The following is a 19,271-nucleotide window of genomic DNA, read 5'->3' on the forward strand; positions in this document are numbered from 1 at the left end:
TTCATGGTCCGGCGGGCCCCTCTCCTCTATGTCCGCCTCAGTGGGCCCAGTCCGGTTCCGCCTCAGTGGGCCCGGTTCGGCTTGTCGTTCCCGCCGGACTTCCCGCCCTTCCCCGTCTTCCCGGGCTTGTTGCCCTTCCGGCCGGAGCCGCCGTCCTTCTTGCCCTTCGACTTCTTGTCCGCCTTGTCGGAGTCACCGGTGTCGATGCCGGGCACCATGTCGAAGGTGGGGGCGGTCCTGCCCTCGAGGGCGCCGCCCATGGCGTCGCGCCAGATGGGGCCGGGGGTGTCGCCGCCGAAGACCTTGGCGTGGTAGACGCCGCCGATGGTGATGTCCTCCATCGGCACCTCGTCGCCCGCGCCGCCGACCCAGACCGCGCCGGACATGTTCGGCGTGTAGCCGACGAACCAGGCCGCCTTCCGCTCGTCCGTCGTGCCGGTCTTGCCCGCGCTGTCCCGGCCGCTGAGGCCCGCCTCCTTGCCCGTGCCGTCCTCGACGACACCCTTGAGCAGGGTGTTGACCGTCTCGGCGGTCTGCTCTGACATGGCGCGCGAACACCGCGACTTCGGAATGTTCAGCGGTTTGCCGTTCGGGCCCAGCGCCGAGGTGACGACGACGGGGGTGCAGTACGTGCCCCGGTTGGCGAACGCCGCGTAGGCGGCGGCCATGTTCAGCGGCGCCATGCCCTGGGAACCGCCGATCGCCATCGCGGGGACCTGGTTCTTCGGGGCGAGCGTGAGACCCAGCTTGTCCGCCATCTTCACCGCGGGGCAGAGGCCGACGTCCTCCAGCAACTGGACGAAGTAGGTGTTGACGGACTTGGCCGTCGCCTCCGCCATCCCGTACGGGCCGACCTCGCTCCGGTTCTCGTTGGTGAGCGTGTCACCGCCGTTCTTCCAGGTGCTCTTGCAGCCCTCGATCTCGGAGGGGTACGGCATGCTGTACGGCGAGGAGTAGACCTGGTTGGCCGACTTGCCCTCCTCCAGCGCCGCCGCCGCGATAATGGGCTTGAAGGTGGAGCCGGGCTGGAAGCCGAAGGTCGAGCCGCCCATGGCGTGGTCGGCCGACAGATTGATCTGGGTCTGGTTCTTGCCGAAGCCGTACGGCTTCGACTGGCCCATGCCCAGCACCTTGCCCGAGCCCGGTTCCACGATCGAGATGGCGGTGGCCACCCGGTCGCCCTGGTAGACGTGGTCGGTGATCGACTGCTGCACCGACTTCTGCGTCTGCGGGTCGAGGGTGGTGCGGATCGTCATCCCGCCCTCGTTCCACCGCTTGGCGCGGGCCTCCTTCGTCTTGCCGAAGGCGGGGTCCTGGAGGAAGGTCTGGCGGACGTAGTCGCAGAAGAAGCCGGCGCCGTTGACGGCGGTGATGCAACCGCTCTTGGGACGGCTGACATTGAGCTTGATCGGCTTGACCTTCTCGGCCGCCAACTGCTTGGGCGTGATGTTCTTGAGGTCGGCCATCCGCTGGAGGACCAGGTTCCGCCGCTTGGTGGCCTCCTTCGGCGCATTGACCGGGTCGAAGCGGCTGGGCGACTGGACGATGCCGGCCAGCAGCGCCGACTCGCCGAGGGTGAGGTCCTTGGCGTGCTTGCTGAAGTAGCGCTGGGCGGCGGCCTCGACGCCGTACGCCTGCTGCCCGAAGAAGGTGATGTTCAGGTAGTTGGCGAGGATGCGCTGCTTGCCCAGCTCCTTCTCCACCTGGATGGCGTACTTCAGCTCCTTGACCTTGCGGCCGATGGTCTGCTGCGTGGCGACGGCGACCTTCTCCGGGTCGTCGCCGGCCTCCTCGATGAAGACGTTCTTGACGTACTGCTGGGTGAGCGTGGACGCGCCCTCGGAGACGCCGCCGCTCTGGGCGTTGCGGTTGACGGCACGGAGCACGCCCTTGAGATCGACGGCCCCGTGCTCGTAGAAGCGGGCGTCCTCGATGGCGACGATCGCCTTCTGCATGTACGGGGAGATCCGGCTCAGCGGCACGACCGTGCGGTCGCGGGAGTAGACCTTGGCTATCTCCCCGCCTTCGGAGTCGAGGATGATCGTGCGCTGGCTGAGGGGCGGCGTCTTGAGGTTGGCGGGGAGTTCGTCGAACCCTTCCACCGTTCCCTTGGCCGCGAGGCCGAACGCGCCGACGGCCGGCAGGGCCAGACCGGCCAGCAGAACTCCGGAGAGGACGCTGACGCCGAGGAACTTGGCGGCCTGCTGGGCCCCCGAAGAGGCCCCCCCGCCCGAGCGCTTCATAGCCATGAAGGAAAGCCTACGTTCTCATTCGGCGGACAGGCGCCCGTGTGTTCGCCTACGCTGTTTTACGCCAGCCACTGCGGCTCCTTCAGCATCACCTGTGCTTTCACTCCTGTAGGTGATGAGGTGTGTCCGTATTGCCGCGTGTGTCACGAGGCGTCCTGTGCGAGAAGGGTGAAGTGTCCCTGTCTGCACAGGAAAGTCTTTGATGTCGTCAGGTCACTCCGTTGGGTGATCTGCCGCGTACGCATAGTCCGTTCGGGCCATTCAAGATTGGGCCCGAAGGGGGTGTTGCCCCCTGTCCTGCTTCCGTAACGTCCTCAACTGGCAACGGTGAATATGCCGCTGCCGCCGTGGGGGAGCCTCAATTCGGGAGAGGACGGCGCCAGCATGGGCTGGGTAACCGACTGGAGTGCGCAGGCTGCCTGCCGCACTACCGATCCGGATGAACTGTTCGTTCAGGGCGCAGCGCAGAACAGGGCCAAGGCGGTCTGCACCGGGTGCCCGGTCCGCACCGAGTGCCTGGCAGACGCGCTCGACAACCGCGTCGAGTTCGGCGTCTGGGGCGGGATGACCGAGCGCGAGCGGCGGGCGCTGCTCCGCCGCAGGCCCACGGTCACGTCCTGGCGCCGGCTGCTGGAGACCGCCCGCACGGAATATGAGCGCGGCGCCGGGCTCCTGCCATTGGGCGAGGAGGAGTACGACGCGTACGCGGCGGCCGGGTAGGCCGACCGATGGCCGCCGGCCGGGGTCTTCCCGCCGAGGCCGGGACGCGTACGGGTCCGCCGCACCTCCTTGGCGCGTCCGGCCCCGCTGCCGGACGCCTTGCTGACTCCGGCAGCCGAGCCTGCCACCCGGACTCGTCGATCCACTCCTCCGGACGCCTCACCGCCCGGTTCCGTCACCCCGTCCGAACCGTCCGAACCGTCCGGACCTGCGATTCCGCCCGGACTTGGCGACGCGGCCGGGCTTCGGATCGGGCAGCCAAGCCCGGGCCTTCCCTTCCTCCGGGCCGTCCCCTCCGGGCGCTCGGTTCCGCTGTTCCGTCGTTTCCTCACTCCGTCCGGCCTGCTCCTCCCGCCGGACGCCGGAACAGGCCCCGGCCCCTCGCGGACGCGACTATTCCGCCGTCCGGCCCGCCCGGTCCGGCCCCTGCTGGGGCGGCACCGCGCCCTCGGCCGTCCCGCCCGCCGCGGTCGGCTGCCCGGCCAGGCGGTCGCCGATGGTCCGCAGCCCGGAGAGGTCGTGGACGTCGCCGGGGAGTGCCGGCACCTCGGCCACCGGGACGTCCGGGTGCAGCGCGGTGAACCGGTCACGGGTGCGCCGCTCGCGCGCGAGCACCCGCATGCGCTCCGCGTGCAGCCGCAGGAGGCCCGCGGCGAGCCTCTCGGTGGAGAGCGACGTACCCGAGCCGGCGGTGCCCGGGATGTCTGTGGTGCCCGGGATGCCCGTGGTGCCCGCGACGGCGGACTCCGCGATGTCCACCCCGGCGGATCCCGGGGCGTCCACGACGGCGGACTCCTCGTCGGAGTCCAACCGCCCGGGACCGGAAGAGGCATCAGGTGCGATGCCGGTCTCACCAGCGGCGACGGCGCGCACAGCACCGACGGGATCCGCGTCCGCCGCCGGTGGCGATGGCGTGGACGCGGATCCCGATGGTGCCGGTGCCGCCGAAGCTGCTGTTCCTGACGGTGCCGCGGATTCTGCCGACATCGTGGGCACTCCGGGTGACACGGGCTGGGGGAAGCCGCTCTTGGGAGAGGAAGTGTCGAGGGGAGTGACGGTGCCAGGGTCGTCAGCGGTACGTGTCCCAGCTTGCCCGCTGCCACGATCCACAATGCCGGAACCGGCAAGATTTTCTGTGTAATCCGCCGTCGCCGTGCCACCCGCGTGCGCCGGGGGCTGGGCAGGCTCGGCCGGACCACCGTTCTCGTCGGTCAACGCCTCGGCCGCCGCCAGCGCCCGCTCGGCCGAGAGCCGTGCGGCACCGCTGCCGTGTACCCGGTTCAACACCAGTCCTGCCAGCGGCATTCGCTCGGCCGCCAGCCGCTGGACGAAGTAGGCGGCCTCCCGCAGCGCGTCCCGCTCGGGCGCGGCGACGACGAGGAACGCCGTCCCCGGAGCTTGCAGCAGACGGTACGTGGCATCGGCACGGGTACGGAAACCGCCGAACATGGTGTCCATCGCCGCCACGAAGGTCTGTACGTCCCGCAGCAGTTGAGCGCCCATCAGTTTGTTCAGGGGGCCGCTCATCACGGACATGCCGACCCCCAGGAACTTCATCCCGGCCCGTCCGCCGATCTTCGCCGGGGCCATCAGCAGCTTGATGAGCTTGCCGTCCAGGAAGGACCCCAGCCGGCTCGGCGCGTCCAGGAAGTCCAGCGCCGACCGGCTGGGCGGGGTGTCGACGACGATCAGGTCCCACTCGTCGCGGGAACGGAGCTGGCCGAGCTTCTCCATGGCCATGTACTCCTGCGTGCCGGCGAAGCCGGCCGACAGCGCCTGGTAGAAGGGGTTCTCCAGGATCGCCCGGGCCCGTTCCCTGTCGGCGTGCGCCTCGACGATCTCGTCGAAGGTCCGCTTCATGTCCAGCATCATGGCGTGCAGTTCGCCACCGGCCGTCCCGTCGACGCCGGGCACCCGGCGCGGCACGTTGTCCAGCTTCTCGATGCCCATCGACTGTGCGAGCCGGCGCGCCGGGTCGATGGTGAGCACGACCACCCGCCGGCCGCGCTCCGCCGCGCGCAGGCCCAGCGCGGCGGCGGTCGTCGTCTTGCCGACCCCGCCCGAACCGCAGCACACCACGATCCGGGTGCGGCGGTCGTCCAGGATGGGGTCGATGTCGAGCGCGGTCGTCCTGTCCAGGCTCACTGGGCCCCCTCGGTCGTACGGCTCGTGACGTCGTGCGACGCGGTGTTCCGCCGCCCCGCGTCCTCCCGCTCGCCTGCGTCCCGCCCGACGATGGGCTGCTCCCGCAGCGCACGCGCCATGCGGTAGAGGCCGGCCAGGTCCACGCCGTCGCCCAGCAACTCCAACTCGCTGGTCGGGAGCGAGAGTTCGGCCAGACGGGACCGGCCGAGGCGTTCGAGCGCCAGCCGTCCCGTGTGCTCACGCGCCTCGTCGAGCAGCGGCCCGACCAGGGCGCCCGCCGCGCCCGCCCGGCTCCCACCTCCGGACGAGGTTCTGGCCAGGGCTTCGGCGAGGGCCGCGGCGACCGCGTCACGCCGGCCGTTCGCGGCCTCCTCCACGGCGGCTTCGTCGAGCACGTCCGGACGCACCATGTTGATGACCACGCCCCCGACCGGAAGACCCGCGGCACGCAGCTCAGCCACGCCGTCCACGGTCTCCTGGACCGGCATCTCCTCCAGCAGCGTCACCAGGTGCACCGCCGTCTGCGGCGACTTGAGGACGCGCATCACGGCCTGCGCCTGGTTGTGGACCGGGCCGATCCGGGCCAGGCCCGCCACCTCGTCGTTGACGTTGAGGAAGCGGGTGATCCGGCCGGTCGGCGGGGCGTCCATCACGACGTGGTCGTAGACGAAGCGGCCCGCGCGGTCCTTCCTGCGCACGGCCTCGCACGCCTTGCCGGTCAGCAGGACGTCCCGCAGCCCGGGCGCGATGGTCGTCGCGAAGTCGATGGCGCCGAGTTTCTTCAGGGCCCGGCCGGCGCTGCCGAGCTTGTAGAACATGTGGAGGTAGTCGAGGAGGGCACGCTCGGCGTCGATGGCCAGTGCGTACACCTCGCCGCCACCGGGAGCGACCGCGATCTTGCGTTCCTCGTAGGGAAGCGCCTCCGTCTCGAAGAGCTGGGCGATGCCCTGCCGGCCCTCGACCTCGACCAGCAGTGCGCGTTTTCCCTCGGCCGCGAGGGCGAGGGCGAGAGCGGCGGCGACGGTGGTCTTGCCGGTACCGCCCTTGCCACTGACGACATGGAGCCTGCTCATGGTGCGGAGCCTAACCAGTCGCCGCGCGGGCTACGCACGAGGCTGTCAGTGTGAGGCATTACAGTCGGGCCATGACCAAGTGGGAATACGCGACCGTGCCGCTTCTGGTGCACGCGACCAAGCAGATTCTGGACACCTGGGGCGAGGACGGCTGGGAGCTCGTCCAGGTCGTTCCCGGCCCGAACAACCCCGAGCAGCTCGTGGCCTACCTGAAGCGGGAAAAGGCGTGAGTGCCGTCGAGGCCAGGCTCGCGGAGCTCGGGCTGACCCTGCCGGACGTCGTTCCTCCGCTGGCCGCCTACCAGCCGGCCGTGCGCAGTGGCGCGTACGTCTTCACCGCGGGCCAACTGCCCATGGTCAAGGGGTCCGTTCCCGCCACGGGCAAGGTCGGCGCCGAGGTCAGCCCGGAGCAGGCCAAGGAGCTGGCGGGCATCTGCGCGCTGAACGCCCTGGCCGCCGTGAAGTCGGTCGTCGGCGACCTGGACCGGATCGTCCGGGTCGTGAAGGTGGTCGGCTTCGTCGCCTCCGCGCCCGACTTCACCGGTCAGCCCGGCGTGCTGAACGGTGCGAGTGAGCTGCTGGGCGAGGTCCTCGGCGAGAAGGGCGTGCACGCGCGGTCCGCCGTGGGCGTCGCGGTGCTGCCGCTGGACGCGCCGGTCGAGGTCGAGCTCCAGGTGGAGATCGCGGACTGACATCCGGCCGGTTCCGGGGCGGGGGAGGGCCGCCGGGTCGGGTGGGGTTGCCCAGGCTTTGTGAGCGACCCGGGTGAAGGCTGTCCGAGTCTTCCGTCCTCCGGGCCGGGCGGGAATCGTCCGAGCCCGGTGACCGGGCCGGGCCGGGCCGGCGAACGCCTGCTCGGGGTCGGGTCCGGGTCCGGGTCCGCCGACGGTCGGCGACCGGAGGAGGCCCGGCCCGCCGTCGGCTTGTCGCTGTCCGCCGTGGGCCGGTGCTGTCCGCCGTGGTCCGGCCTGTCTGAGCGTAGGAAGCCGGTGCCGTCGCCCGTCCCGGCCTCCCGTGCCCCCTCGAACATCCGCGCACCAGCGCATAGCATCCGGCCATGGTGACGACGAACGGCCGGGCGGGCGGCGACGGGACGAACGCCCCCGGCGGTGACCGGGCCAGCGGCCACGCGCCGACCGGGGCGAACGGCCAGTGGTTCCCGCCCGAGTGGCCCGACCGGATCAGACGGCTCGCGCGCGGGGAGCTCGACCCCGTGCCGCCCAGGCGTGCCTCCACCGTCCTGCTGCTGCGGGCGGACACCGACGGCGGGCCCGCCGTGCACATGCTGCGCCGACGCACCTCCATGGCCTTCGCCGGAGGTGCGTACGCGTATCCGGGCGGCGCCGTCGACCCGCGAGACGAACGCGACGTGCCGTGGGCGGGGCCCTCGCCACGGGAGTGGTCCGCCCGGCTCGGCGTCGAGCCGGCGGTGGCGCAGGCCGTCGTCTGCGCGGCCGTCCGCGAAACCTTCGAGGAGGCGGGCGTCCTGCTCGCCGGGCCGGACCCGGACACCGTGGTCGCGGACACCACGGGGACGGAGTGGGAGGCCGACCGGGCCGCGCTCGCCGGTCACGAGCTGTCGTTCGGCGACTTCCTGGAACGCCGCGGCCTGCTGCTCCGCAGCGACCTGCTGGGTGGCTGGGCCCGCTGGATCACGCCGGAGTTCGAACCCCGGCGGTACGACACCTGGTTCTTCGTGGCGGCCCTGCCCGACGGGCAGCGCACGGCCGGCGTCTCGACCGAGGCGGACCGGGCCGTCTGGATCCGCCCCGCCGACGCTGTCGCCGGCTACGACCGCGGTGAGCTGCTGATGATGCCGCCCACCGTCTCGACGCTGCGCGCGCTGCTGCCGTACGCGGACGTGCCCACGGTCCTCGCGGCCGCCGGTGAGCGGGATCTCACCCCGGTGCTCGCACGGGCCCGGCTCGTCGGGGAAGAGATCGTGCTGAGCTGGCCGGGGCACGAGGAGTTCACCAAGCACCTCCCGTCCCGTCCCGCGGGCGAACTTCCGTCCACCCCAGCGACCGCGACTCCGGGAGCCGACGCATGACGTACGCAGCCGTACCCGCCGAACTGCCGGGGCGCCCCCGAGCGGGCAGCCCGGCCGGTCCCGCCACCCCGCGCGCGACCTGCGTCCTCGCGCCCAACCCGTCCGCGATGACGCTCGACGGCACCAACACCTGGCTGCTGGCGGAGCCCGGGTCCGAGGAGGCGGTGGTCGTCGACCCCGGCCCGCTGGACGAGTCCCACCTGCGGGCCGTCATCGCCGCGGCGGAGGCGGCGGGCCGGCGGATCGTCCTGTCCCTGCTCACGCACGGCCACCTCGACCACTCCGGCGGCGCCGAACGCTTCGCCGAGCTGACGGGCGCACCGGTGCGGGCGGTGGATCCGGCCCTGCGCGTGGGTGGCGAAGGGCTCGCGGCGGGTGACGTCATCACCGTCGGCGGCCTGGAGCTGCGGGTGGTCCCGGCATCCGGGCACACGGCGGACTCCGTCTGCTTCCACCTGCCCGCGGACCGGGTTCTGATCACCGGGGACACCGTGCTCGGCCGGGGCACCACCGTCGTGGCCCACCCCGACGGGCGGCTCGGCGACTACCTCGACTCGCTGCGCCGCCTGCGGTCTCTCGTGGTCGAGGAGGACGTGCGCACGGTCCTGCCCGCTCACGGCCCCGTACTGGACGACGCGCGGGGCGCGCTGGAGTACTACCTGGCCCACCGGGCCAAGCGCCTCGCCCAGGTGGAGACGGCCGTCGAGGCGGGACACCACACCCCCGCCGAAGTGGTGGCGCACGTGTACGCGGACGTGGACCGCGCCGTGTGGCCGGCTGCGGAGCTGTCGGTCCGGGCGCAGTTGGACTATCTGCGCGAGCACGGGCTGATCTAGACCGGTCCGGTCCGGTCCGGTCCGGGCAGGGCTTGCTTGAGATTTGTCTTGATCCGGGCCGACACGACTTAGACCGGCGCGCGATCCCAGACCGGACCGCATCAGGCCGGCCTGATGCAGACCAACCTGATCCACACCGACCTGATTCACACCGCCCTGATCCGGAACGGCTGATCCGGGACGGCCTGCTCAGGGCCGGCGCGCTTTCGACCGGCCGGGCGTTCGGACGCGGCCTGAGGCGTTGTGTCCGGGCGACGGCTCCCCGCGCCCGCTGCCCGGCGATACCGGCGCCGGAGCGCACCGTAGGAGGGCCCCGCTGGAACGGGACCCTCCTACGGGCGGGCGCAACTCGGCGCCCGCTGGGGTCAGCGGGACCGCTTGGCCAGCCGCTCGACGTCCAGCAGGATCACGGCGCGCGCCTCCAGACGCAGCCAGCCGCGGCCGGCGAAGTCGGCGAGGGCCTTGTTGACCGTCTCCCGGGAGGCGCCGACGAGCTGCGCCAGCTCTTCCTGGGTGAGGTCGTGCACCACGTGGATGCCCTCTTCGGACTGCACGCCGAAACGGCGCGACAGGTCCAGCAGCGCCTTGGCGACGCGGCCGGGGACGTCCGAGAAGACCAGGTCCGACATGGAGTCGTTGGTGCGGCGCAGGCGGCGTGCGACGGCGCGCAGCAGGGCGGTGGCCACCTCCGGGCGGGCGTTCAGCCAGGGCTGGAGGTCGCCGTGGCCCAGGCCGAGGAGCTTGACCTCGGTCAGGGCGGTCGCGGTGGCGGTCCGCGGCCCGGGGTCGAAGAGGGACAGTTCGCCGATCAGCTCGCCGGGGCCCAGGACGGCGAGCATGTTCTCGCGGCCGTCGGGGGAGGTGCGGTGGAGCTTCACCTTGCCCTCGGTCACCACGTAGAGGCGGTCGCCCGGGTCGCCTTCGTGGAACAGGGCGTCGCCCCTCGCGAGGGTGACCTCGCCCATGGAGGCGCGCAGCTCAGCGGCCTGCTCGTCATCGAGCGCCGCGAAGAGCGGGGCGCGCCGCAGAACGTCGTCCACGAGTTCTCTCCTTGTCGACATGCACAGAGGACCGTGGTCCCCATGATGCCCGTCGGTAAAACTGTGTGATCAAACACAAGTGTGGCGCATCGTCGGCGGAAGCCCTACGGCAGGGGTCCGATTGGGCTGTGCTTTTCCCGCGCCCGGGGCGGATGTCAGTGCCGGGCTTTAGTCTGGCCGGGTGTCCAATACGCCGGTGAGAGCAGAGGGCAAGGGGGCCGGGAGGGTGACCTCGACCCGCGATTCCGCTGTGGGCGAACAGCCTGCGGGGAAAACCGCAAAAGACGCAAGTAGGACTAAATCGCAGGCGAGTGGAGCGGGCGGCGAGTCGTCGGGCGGGAAGCCGGAGGCGGCGTCGTCGGCCGAACGGGGGGCGCGCTCGTCCGACGGTGGCGGCTCGGCCTCGGATGCCGCCGCGCGGAAGCCTGCCGCGAGAAAGTCCGCCCCGAAGACCTCCGCCCCGAAGAAGACCGCTGCCAAGAAGGCGGCTGCCAAGAAGACCGCAGCCAAGACCACCGGCAAGACCACCGCGCGAAGCGCCGCCGGAGCCGCCGCCGACGGTGGGGCCCAGGCCGGCGGGGGCAGCGGGAGCGGCGCCCGTACGGAGTCGCGGACCGCGCTCGTCCGGCGCGCCCGGCGGATCAACCGCGAGCTGGCCGAGGTGTACCCGTACGCCCACCCCGAGCTGGACTTCGAGAACCCGTTCCAGCTCCTCGTGGCCACGGTCCTCTCCGCACAGACCACCGACCTGCGGGTCAACCAGACCACTCCGGCCCTCTTCGAGGCGTACCCCACCCCCGAGGACATGGCGGCGGCCGACCCGGAGCGACTGGAGCAGTTGATCCGTCCGACGGGTTTCTTCCGGGCCAAGGCCAGGTCGCTGCTCGGGCTCTCGGCCGCGCTCCGGGACCGTTTCGACGGCGAGGTGCCCGGCCGGCTGCAGGACCTCGTCACGCTCCCCGGCGTCGGGCGGAAGACGGCCAACGTCGTGCTGGGCAACGCCTTCGGTGTTCCCGGCATAACGGTCGACACGCACTTCCAGCGGCTCGTGCGGCGATGGAGGTGGACGGCGGAGACGGACCCGGAGAAGATCGAGGCCGAGGTCTGCGCGCTCTTTCCCAAGAGCGACTGGACGATGCTCTCGCACCGCGTCATCTTCCACGGCCGCCGCATCTGCCACTCCCGCAAGCCCGCCTGCGGCGCCTGTCCGATCGCCCCGCTCTGCCCGTCGTACGGCGAGGGCGAGACCGATCCGGAGAAGGCGCAAAAGCTGCTCAAGTACGAGAAGGGCGGCCTCCCGGGCCAGCGCCTGAAGCCCCCGCCGGACTATCCGGGCCCGCCCGCGCCCCCGCTGGGAGCCGAGTGAGGGTGCCGCCGCGCGAGGGCACGGCGCCGATTCCGCCAGAAGACCAGGGAACGCCCGGCAGGCGCCGGGAAGATCGTCGGGAACATTGGGGAAGCGCATGAGGAGCACGTACGGCCGAGCCGGCCGGGAGACCATCGTGACCGCCGAGGGGCTGCCCGAGTGGCTGGAGCCGGTGGAGCGCTTCCTGGCGACCGTCGAGCCGCACCAACTGAGCCGCTTTCTCCCGCCGGAGACCGGAGGACGCCTCTCCGCGGTCCTGGTCCTCTTCGGCGAGGGGCAGGACGGCCCCGAGCTGCTGCTCCTCGAACGGTCCGGCACCCTGCGCTCGCACGCCGGCCAGGCGTCCTTCCCCGGCGGCGCCCTCGATCCGGAGGACGGCGAGCCGGCCGACGGCGGGCTGATCCGCGCGGCGCTGCGCGAGGCCGAGGAGGAGACCGGCCTCGACCCCTCGGGTGTCCAGGTCTTCGGCGTGCTGCCGGACCTCTACATTCCGGTGAGCGGGTTCGTCGTGACCCCGGTGCTCGGCTGGTGGCGTGAGCCCAGCCCGGTCGGGCCGGTCGATCCCGCGGAGACCGCCCGTGTCTTCACCGTCCCCGTCGCCGAGCTCACCGACCCGGCGAACCGGGCGACCGCCGTCCACCCCAGCGGTCACAGAGGCCCCGTCTTCCACGTGGGCTCCGCGACGGTCTGGGGTTTCACCGCCGGAGTGATCGACCGCATCCTGCATTTCGCGGGCTGGGAGCGGCCCTGGGACGCCGGCCGGGAGGTACTGCTCGACCGGACCGCCTGACGTCCGCCGCGGGCCCGCCCACGGTCCGGGCCGCTTCGCCCCCCGCCTCCCCGCCCGCCCCACGGCTCGCCACCGACGACAACCGCAATGCGAGGCACCCTTCGGTGAACGTTCTGGACATCGCGCTGCTGCTGGCCGCCGCCTGGTTCGCGGTCATCGGCTATCGCCAGGGGTTCGTCGTCGGCGTGCTCTCGGTGATCGGGTTTCTCGGCGGCGGGCTGGCCGCCCTCTACGCCCTGCCCGTCATCTGGGACAGCGCGACGGGGGACCGCACCCCGGGCACCGTGGCGGCCGTCGCGGCGGTGGTCATCGTGATCGTCTGCGCCTCGGTGGGCCAGGCCGCCACCACCCACCTGGGGAACCGGCTGCGCCTCCACATCACCTGGTCACCGGCCCGCGCCCTCGACGCGACGGGGGGCGCGCTGGTCAACGTGGCGGCGATGCTGCTGGTCGCCTGGGTGATCGGCTCGGCCCTCGCCGGGACGTCGCTGCCGACGCTCGGCAAGCAGGTCCGCACCTCGAAGGTGCTGCTCGGGGTGGCCCGGGTGGTTCCGACGCAGGCCAACACCTGGTTCGCGGACTTCAGCACGGCCCTCGCCCAGAACGGCTTCCCGCAGGTCTTCGCGCCTTTCTCGACCGAGCCGATCACCTCCGTCCCGGCCCCCGACCCCGAGCTCTCGGGCAGCGCCGTCGCCGCGGAGGCGCAGCGGAGCGTCGTCAAGGTGGTCGGCAACGCGGCGGGCTGCGGCAAGGTGCTGGAGGGCAGCGGTTTCGTCTTCGCCCCGCAGCGGGTGATGACCAACGCCCATGTCGTGGGCGGGGTCACCGATCCGACCGTGCAGGTCGGCGGCCGCGGCAGGCTCCTCGACGCCAAGGTGGTCCTCTACGACTGGAAGCGCGACATCGCCGTCCTCCGGGTACCGGCGCTCCGCGCCCCCGAGCTGCGCTTCGCCCGCGCGGAGGCGGAGAGCGGGATGAGCGCCATCGTCGCGGGCTTCCCGGAGAACGGTGCCTACGACGTCCGTTCCGCCCGCGTCCGCAGCCGTGTCGACGCCAACGGCCCCGACATCTACCACCGCGGGTACGTCCGGCGTGACGTCTATTCGCTGTACGCGACCGTGCGGCAGGGCAATTCCGGGGGCCCGCTGCTCACGCCGGACGGACGGGTCTACGGCGTCGTCTTCGCCAAGTCGCTCGACGACGCGGAGACCGGGTACGCCCTGACGGCGGACGAGGTCCAAGAGGACGTCATCGAAGGACGTACGGCCGTGGAACGGGCCGACACCCAGGGGTGCGCACTCTGAGGCCACGCCTCGGGCGGCCGTCCGTGGACGCGCCGAGGCGTGGGAGAGGCGTGGTGAAAAGCGGCGGACTGCCGAGCGAACCGGGCCACAGCCCGGTGGTCAGCGCCCGCGAGGATGGCGCAGCCGCGCCGACACCCACCGGGCGCGGCGCCGGATGATGCGCGGAATGCCGAGCTGGGGGTCCGTACCGTCCCCCGGCCTGAGGAAGCCGTCGTGCGCCCCCTCCGCCCTCTCGGATACTTCGGTCACCACAGTCACCGCGGCGTCGTCATCGGCGCCGCGCTGCTGAGTCAGGTCGCGATGGTCGTGCGTCCAGCCCATACCGGGCCTTGTGCCCTGGGTCGAAGGTCGGTAATCGCCGATGCGGCGGGCAATTGGCCTATGCACGGGGCATGACCGTTCGTCGGCCAACCATTCGACCTTGTCACTCCGAGGGCCCCGTCCGTCCCCCGGCCCCCTCCCGCTGTCGTCCCGCGTCCGCCCCCTACCGGTCGGGCTCGGGGTCCTTCAGCCAGCCGATCAGTTCGGCCGAGAAGGCCGCCGGGTCCTCCTCGTGCGGGAAGTGCCCCAGGCCGTCGAAGAGGCGCCAGCGGTACGGGGCCTCCACGTATTCGCCCGAACCCGCGGCGCTGCGGGTCCGCATCACCGGATCGAGCGACCCGTGGACGTGCAGCGTCGGGACGCGCACCGGCCGCTTCATCCGCCGGTTGAACTGGATGCCGTCCGGCCGCGCCATCGACCGGACCATCCACCGGTACGGCTCGACGGAACAGTGCGCCGTCGACGGGATCGTCATCGCGCGCCGGTACACGTCGACCGTCTCGTCGTCCGGCTGCCGCGGCCCGGACCAGTCCCGGATCAGCCGCCCGACCAGCGTGGCGTCGTCCGCGACCAGCCTGCGCTCCGGGATCCACGGCCGCTGGAATCCCCAGACGTACGACCCGGCGGCGGTCTGCTGCGGGTCGGTGAGCATCGCCGAGCGCCACCGCCTGGGGTGCGGCATCGACGACACCACCAGCCGGCGCACCAGCTTCGGCCGCATCACGGCCGCCGTCCACGCCAGGTAGCCCCCGAGGTCGTGGCCGACCAGGGCGGCGTCCGGCTCGCCGAGCGAGCGGACCACCCCGGTGATGTCCAGGGCGAGGTTGGCCGGATCGTAGCCCCGGGGCGTCCGGTCGCTGCCGCCCACTCCGCGCAGGTCCATCGCGACCGCCCGGAACCCGGCCTCCGCCAGCGCGGACATCTGGTCCCGCCACGTCCACCAGAACTGCGGGAAACCGTGCAACAGCAGTACCAGCGGTCCCTCGCCCATCTCGGCGATGTGGAACCGCGCCCCGTTCGCCGCGACGTCCCGGTGCGTCCAGGGGCCGTCCGGACGCACCACCGCGGTGGGCGACACGGCGGAGACCACCGGCGCGGCCGGGGCCGGGGCCTTGGCCGGTTCGGGAGACGCGGGCGCTGCGGAGGTATCGGGCACCGTCATACGGACGAGCGTGTCACAGATGCGTCCGCGGAGCGCGTGTCCGTCACAGGACGGGGGTGCGGCTTGACCGTGCTCAGGACGGCCGCCGTCTGCTTGGCCGACGCCATGGTCCGCTCCGGCTTGCTGATCTTCTTCAGCTTGGTGACCGCCAGCAGCCCCAGCAGACCCGCCAGCACCAGGAAGGCGCCACCTGTGATCAGAAACGACCAGGCGAGGCCGAGCCCCAGGTTGTGGATGCCGTACGCCGCCGCGAAGCTCAGCACCGGCAGCGAGAAGAGCGCCAGGGTCCCCGCCGCGGCGATCGCGCCACCGCCCACACCGACCCGCTTGGCGTCCTCCCGCAGTTCGGCCTTGGCCAGCGCGATCTCGTCGTGCATCAGCGCGGACAGCTCCGCGGTGGCCGTCGCCACCAACTGGCCGAGGCTGCGGTCGGCACCGTCGTCGGCTGCGCTCATCGCTGCTCCCTCATCGTCGTCGCTCCCTCGTCTGCGCGTCCTCGGCGGCCCCGAACGGGTCCGCCATGGGTGTTCCGCCCGTCTTCGGCGGTTGTGAGGACACTCAGATCATGCCGGACCATCGTCGCCGGTGGTGCGCCCGGAGGCGACTTCCGCCAGGCGACGGTGTTCCGCGGCCTTCGCTTCGAGGATCGCCGCCATGCGCAGGTGGTACGCCGGGTCGTCCTGTTCGTAGATGTCCGGGATGCCGTCCTGGTCCTCGTCCCGGTCCTCCTCGGCGCAGAGTTTCCTGTACTTGTTGTCGCGCAGCTTCAGCAGAACGCTCGCGAGGACCGCGGCGATCAGCGAGCCCACCAGGACCGCCGCCTTGATCTCGCCGCCGAGCACCGGATCGTCGCCGAAGGCCAGCTCACCGATGAGCAAGGAGACGGTGAAGCCGATACCGGCGAGCGAGGCGACCGCCAGGACGTCCGGCCACTTCAGGTCCGGATTGAGCTCGGCCCGGGTGAACCGGGCCGCCAGCCAGGTACCGCCGAAGACCCCGACCGCCTTGCCGAGCACGAGACCGAGTACGACACCCAGCGTCTCGGGCCTGCGGAAGATGTCGGAGAGCGCACCGCCGGACAGGGAGACGCCCGCGGAGAAGAGGGCGAAGAGGGGTACGGCGAGTCCGGCCGACAACGGGCGTACGAGGTGCTCGATGTGCTCCCCCGGGGAGACCCGCTCGTCGTCGTGCCGGTGACAGCGGAGCATCAGCCCCATGGCCACACCGGCGATCGTCGCGTGGACCCCGCTGTTGTACATCAGCGCCCAGTTGACGACGGCCAGCGGGACGTAGACGTACCAGCCGCGCACGCCCTTCCACAGCAAAAGCCGGAAGAGCGCGAGGCCGAGCACGGCGAAGCCGAGGGCGACGAAGTTCAACTGCGAGGTGAAGAAGACGGCGATGATCAGGATCGCGAACAGGTCGTCGACGACCGCGAGGGTGAGCAGGAAGGCGCGCAGCGCTGACGGCAGGGACGTACCGATGACGGCGAGGACGGCGAGGGCGAAGGCGATGTCCGTGGCGGTCGGGACGGCCCAGCCCTGGAGGGAGCCGCCGCCGCTGCTCGCGACCGTGGTGTAGACGACGGCCGGGACGGCCATGCCGCAGAGGGCGGCGACCACCGGGAGGATGGCCGCCTTGGGGTCACGGAGTTCCCCGGCGACCAGCTCGCGCTTGAGCTCGATGCCGGCCACGAAGAAGAACACGGCCAGCAGTCCGTCCGCGGCCCAGTGCTGGACGGAGAGGTTCAGCCCCAGGGCGCCGGGTCCCAGGTGGAAGGCGCTTATGGACTCGTAACTGTCCTTGAGCGGGGTGTTCGCCCAGATCAGGGCTGCGACGGCGGCGGCGAGCAGCAGGACGCCGCCGACGGTCTCGGCGCGCAGCGCGTTCGCGAGGTGGTTCCGCTCGGGCAGCGGCAGCCGGCCGAGGAGGACGGAGCGGTTCTTCTTGGGCGCGGCCACGGTGGAGACCTCCTGGGGTCGATCGACGGACACACGTGGGGCCACGTGTGCCGGTGCCGACCAGACTTCCCGGCGCGCCTGTGATTCTTGTCGAGATTTCTACGCGATGCGTCTTTACTTTAGCCCGAACAGGTGAAGGGCGCCCGGTATGCACCGAACGCCCTTCCACTGCGGATCCCCGGCCGGGTCAGTCCTCGCTGGGCGCCGCCGGGAGCTTGGCCTGGATGAGCTCCATAACCGAGGAATCGGTCAGCGTCGTCACGTCACCGAGGGTCCGGTTCTCCGCGACGTCGCGGAGCAGGCGGCGCATGATCTTCCCGGAGCGGGTCTTGGGCAGCTCGGCCACCGGCAGGACACGCTTGGGCTTGGCGATCGGGCCCAGTTGCCTGCCCACGTGCGCCCGCAGCTCCTCGACCAGCGCGGCGCTCTCCTCCTCGCCGAGCTCGGCCTCGCCGCGCAGGATGACGAAGGCGCAGATCGCCTGGGTGGTCTGCGGGTCGGTAGCCCCGACGACGGCGGCCTCGGCGACCCTGGGGTGCGAGACGAGCGCCGACTCCACCTCGGTGGTGGAGATGTTGTGCCCGGACACCAGCATCACGTCGTCCACCCGGCCGAGCAGCCAGATGTCGCCGTCCTCGTCCTTCTTGGCGCCGTCGCCGGCGAAGTAGCGGCCCTCGAAGCGGGACCAGTAGGTGTCGAGGAAGCGCTGGTCGTCACCCCAGATCGTGCGGAGCATCGCGGGCCACGGCTCGGTGAGCACGAGGTAGCCGCCGGCGCCGTCCGGCACCTCGTTCGCGTCGTCGTCCACCACGGTGGCGGCGATACCGGGCAGGGGCACCTGGGCCGAGCCGGGCTTGGTCGCGGTGACGCCGGGCAGCGGGCTGATCATGATGCCGCCGGTCTCGGTCTGCCACCAGGTGTCGACGACGGGCGTGGTGCCGGCGCCGATGTGCTCGCGGTACCACATCCACGCCTCGGGGTTGATGGGCTCACCCACCGAGCCGAGGACGCGCAGGCTGCTGAGGTCGAACTTGGCCGGGATGTCGTCGCCCCACTTCATGGCGGCGCGGATCGCGGTCGGCGCGGTGTAGAGGATGGTGACGCCGTACTTCTGGACGATCTCCCACCAGCGGCCCCGGTGCGGGGTGTCGGGCGTGCCCTCGTACAGCACCTCCGTGGCGCCGTTGCTGAGCGGGCCGTAGACGATGTACGAGTGGCCGGTCACCCAGCCGACGTCCGCGGTGCACCAGAAGACGTCCGACTCGGGCTTGAGGTCGAAGACCGCGTGGTGGGTGTACGAGACCTGGGTGAGGTAGCCACCGGTGGTGTGCAGGATGCCCTTCGGCTTACCGGTGGTGCCGGAGGTGTAGAGGATGAACAGCGGGTGCTCCGCGTCGAACGCCTCGGGCGTGTGCCGGTCGGACTGCCGCTCGACCAGGTCGTGCCACCACACGTCACGGCCCTCGGTCCAGGCGACGTCCTCCTGGCCGGTGCGGCGGACGACGAGCACGCTGCGGACGTTCTCCGTGCCCGGGCGGGTCAGGGCCTCGTCGACGGCGGGCTTGAGCGGGGACGGCTTGCCGCGGCGGTAGCCGCCGTCGGCGGTGATGACGACGCGGGCGTCGGCGTCCTCGATCCGGGTGGCCAGGGCATCGGCGGAGAAACCGCCGAAGACCAGCGAGTGCGGGGCGCCGATACGGGCGCAGGCGAGCATCGAGACGACCGCTTCGGGGATCATCGGCAGGTAGATGGCCACCCGGTCGCTGGCCTGGACGCCAAGCTCCGTCAGGGCGTTGGCGGCCTTCGAGACCTCACGCTGGAGCTCGGCGTAGGTGATCGAGCGGGTGTCGCCCGGCTCGCCCTCGAAGTGCAGGGCCACCCGGTCGCCGAGACCGTTCTCGACGTGGCGGTCCACGCAGTTGTACGCCACGTTGAGCTTGCCGTCGGCGAACCACTTGGCGAACGGCGGGTTCGACCAGTCCAGGGTCTCGGTCGGCTCGGTGTGCCAGGTCAGGCGGCGTGCCTGCGCGGCCCAGAAGCCCAGCCGGTCGGCCCGCGCCCGCTCGTAGGCCTCGGCGGTGACATTGGCCTGTGCGGCCAGGCCGGCAGGCGGTGCGAAGCGGCGCTCCTCCTTCAGAAGGTTGGCCAGGCTCTCGTTGCTCACGACATCTCCCTTTCCCAGGGGGCTCGTTGCGTCCCGGGCATAGCTCACCAGTCCGGGGCACACCCTGACAAGGGGTGTTGGCGATTGATTG

Annotated in this window: 17 protein-coding genes; 8 read left to right on the forward strand and 9 right to left on the reverse strand. The window is 71.6% G+C overall.

All coding sequences use genetic code 11. The features are described 5' to 3' along the window. Window positions 1-62: 62 nt before the first annotated feature. Window positions 63-2,249 (reverse strand): transglycosylase domain-containing protein, encoded by a 2,187-nt coding sequence (locus ACZ6X9_RS25050; RefSeq protein ID WP_469780238.1) that lies wholly within the window; start codon window positions 2,247-2,249, stop codon window positions 63-65. A gap of 384 nt (window positions 2,250-2,633) precedes the next feature. On the opposite strand from ACZ6X9_RS25050, the gene ACZ6X9_RS25055 reads away from it, so the two are divergent. Continuing rightward, entirely contained in the window at window positions 2,634-2,969 is a 336-nt protein-coding gene (locus ACZ6X9_RS25055; RefSeq protein ID WP_004939680.1) for a WhiB family transcriptional regulator, read from the forward strand. 393 nt (window positions 2,970-3,362) lie between these two features. On the opposite strand, the gene bagB is transcribed toward ACZ6X9_RS25055, so the two are convergent. Both bagB and bagA read right to left on the reverse strand, forming a co-directional pair. Continuing rightward, complete coding sequence (gene bagB / locus ACZ6X9_RS25060) at window positions 3,363-5,114, reverse strand: ATPase BagB (RefSeq protein WP_469780239.1); 1,752 nt, start codon at window positions 5,112-5,114, stop codon at window positions 3,363-3,365. After that, entirely contained in the window at window positions 5,111-6,187 is a 1,077-nt protein-coding gene (bagA, locus tag ACZ6X9_RS25065) for an ATPase BagA (RefSeq protein WP_469780240.1), read from the reverse strand. The genes bagB and bagA overlap by 4 nt, the downstream gene beginning before the upstream one ends. 71 nt (window positions 6,188-6,258) lie before the next feature. Between bagA and ACZ6X9_RS25070 the strand changes: the two genes are divergently transcribed. The 4 genes from ACZ6X9_RS25070 (at window position 6,259) to ACZ6X9_RS25085 (ending at window position 9,072) form a co-directional block, all read left to right on the forward strand. Further along, window positions 6,259-6,417, forward strand: a complete 159-nt coding sequence (locus tag ACZ6X9_RS25070) for a DUF4177 domain-containing protein (RefSeq protein ID WP_003967454.1) — start codon at window positions 6,259-6,261, stop codon at window positions 6,415-6,417. After that, window positions 6,414-6,878: a RidA family protein gene (locus tag ACZ6X9_RS25075; RefSeq protein ID WP_469780241.1), complete on the forward strand. Its 465-nt coding sequence runs from the start codon at window positions 6,414-6,416 to the stop codon at window positions 6,876-6,878. The genes ACZ6X9_RS25070 and ACZ6X9_RS25075 overlap by 4 nt, the downstream gene beginning before the upstream one ends. A 365-nt stretch (window positions 6,879-7,243) precedes the next feature. Then, on the forward strand, window positions 7,244-8,236 hold the full coding sequence (locus ACZ6X9_RS25080) for an NUDIX hydrolase (protein WP_469780242.1): 993 nt from the start codon (window positions 7,244-7,246) through the stop codon (window positions 8,234-8,236). Beyond that, window positions 8,233-9,072 (forward strand): MBL fold metallo-hydrolase, encoded by an 840-nt coding sequence (locus ACZ6X9_RS25085; RefSeq protein ID WP_469780243.1) that lies wholly within the window; start codon window positions 8,233-8,235, stop codon window positions 9,070-9,072. Before ACZ6X9_RS25080 ends, ACZ6X9_RS25085 begins: the two co-directional genes overlap by 4 nt. Before the next feature lie 365 nt (window positions 9,073-9,437). Here the strand turns inward: ACZ6X9_RS25085 and ACZ6X9_RS25090 are convergent, their stop codons facing one another. Then, window positions 9,438-10,112, reverse strand: coding sequence for a Crp/Fnr family transcriptional regulator (locus ACZ6X9_RS25090; protein WP_004939715.1), 675 nt, complete (start codon window positions 10,110-10,112; stop codon window positions 9,438-9,440). Between the two features lie 250 nt (window positions 10,113-10,362). Between ACZ6X9_RS25090 and nth the strand changes: the two genes are divergently transcribed. From nth to ACZ6X9_RS25105, 3 genes are all read left to right on the forward strand, one after another. Then, entirely contained in the window at window positions 10,363-11,478 is a 1,116-nt protein-coding gene (gene nth, locus ACZ6X9_RS25095; RefSeq protein ID WP_469780367.1) for an endonuclease III, read from the forward strand. A gap of 97 nt (window positions 11,479-11,575) precedes the next feature. Continuing rightward, window positions 11,576-12,268, forward strand: a complete 693-nt coding sequence (locus ACZ6X9_RS25100; RefSeq protein ID WP_469780244.1) for an NUDIX hydrolase — start codon at window positions 11,576-11,578, stop codon at window positions 12,266-12,268. A 104-nt stretch (window positions 12,269-12,372) separates the two neighbouring features. Further along, on the forward strand, window positions 12,373-13,572 hold the full coding sequence (locus ACZ6X9_RS25105; protein ID WP_469780245.1) for a MarP family serine protease: 1,200 nt from the start codon (window positions 12,373-12,375) through the stop codon (window positions 13,570-13,572). 99 nt (window positions 13,573-13,671) lie between these two features. On the opposite strand, the gene ACZ6X9_RS25110 is transcribed toward ACZ6X9_RS25105, so the two are convergent. The 5 genes from ACZ6X9_RS25110 to acs all read right to left on the reverse strand — a co-directional run bounded on the left by ACZ6X9_RS25110 (window position 13,672) and on the right by acs (window position 19,180). Continuing rightward, a complete protein-coding gene (locus tag ACZ6X9_RS25110) occupies window positions 13,672-13,893 on the reverse strand; it encodes a hypothetical protein (protein WP_469780246.1) in 222 nt (73 codons plus the stop codon). A gap of 163 nt (window positions 13,894-14,056) precedes the next feature. Further along, window positions 14,057-15,055, reverse strand: a complete 999-nt coding sequence (locus tag ACZ6X9_RS25115) for an alpha/beta fold hydrolase (protein WP_469780247.1) — start codon at window positions 15,053-15,055, stop codon at window positions 14,057-14,059. Continuing rightward, the gene (locus ACZ6X9_RS25120) at window positions 15,052-15,510 is read right to left on the reverse strand and encodes a phage holin family protein (RefSeq protein ID WP_469780248.1); all 459 of its coding nucleotides are present in this window, start codon (window positions 15,508-15,510) and stop codon (window positions 15,052-15,054) included. The genes ACZ6X9_RS25115 and ACZ6X9_RS25120 overlap by 4 nt, the downstream gene beginning before the upstream one ends. Before the next feature lie 108 nt (window positions 15,511-15,618). Next, on the reverse strand, window positions 15,619-17,016 hold the full coding sequence (gene nhaA / locus ACZ6X9_RS25125) for a Na+/H+ antiporter NhaA (RefSeq protein ID WP_469780249.1): 1,398 nt from the start codon (window positions 17,014-17,016) through the stop codon (window positions 15,619-15,621). A gap of 187 nt (window positions 17,017-17,203) precedes the next feature. After that, entirely contained in the window at window positions 17,204-19,180 is a 1,977-nt protein-coding gene (gene acs, locus ACZ6X9_RS25130; protein ID WP_469780250.1) for an acetate--CoA ligase, read from the reverse strand. Between the last annotated feature and the right edge of the window lie 91 nt (window positions 19,181-19,271).

Source organism: Streptomyces sp. NPDC052910, from assembly GCF_055585605.1.

Coding starts and splice junctions, on each gene's coding strand:
- ACZ6X9_RS25110 (WP_469780246.1), bottom strand. CDS start 13,893: ATGGGCTGGACGCACGACCATCGCGACCTGACTCAGCAGCGCGGCGCC.
- ACZ6X9_RS25085 (WP_469780243.1), top strand. CDS start 8,233: ATGACGTACGCAGCCGTACCCGCCGAACTGCCGGGGCGCCCCCGAGCG.
- ACZ6X9_RS25120 (WP_469780248.1), bottom strand. CDS start 15,510: ATGAGCGCAGCCGACGACGGTGCCGACCGCAGCCTCGGCCAGTTGGTG.
- ACZ6X9_RS25080 (WP_469780242.1), top strand. CDS start 7,244: ATGGTGACGACGAACGGCCGGGCGGGCGGCGACGGGACGAACGCCCCC.
- ACZ6X9_RS25050 (WP_469780238.1), bottom strand. CDS start 2,249: ATGGCTATGAAGCGCTCGGGCGGGGGGGCCTCTTCGGGGGCCCAGCAG.
- bagA (WP_469780240.1), bottom strand. CDS start 6,187: ATGAGCAGGCTCCATGTCGTCAGTGGCAAGGGCGGTACCGGCAAGACC.
- ACZ6X9_RS25055 (WP_004939680.1), top strand. CDS start 2,634: ATGGGCTGGGTAACCGACTGGAGTGCGCAGGCTGCCTGCCGCACTACC.
- ACZ6X9_RS25070 (WP_003967454.1), top strand. CDS start 6,259: ATGACCAAGTGGGAATACGCGACCGTGCCGCTTCTGGTGCACGCGACC.
- ACZ6X9_RS25100 (WP_469780244.1), top strand. CDS start 11,576: ATGAGGAGCACGTACGGCCGAGCCGGCCGGGAGACCATCGTGACCGCC.
- ACZ6X9_RS25115 (WP_469780247.1), bottom strand. CDS start 15,055: ATGACGGTGCCCGATACCTCCGCAGCGCCCGCGTCTCCCGAACCGGCC.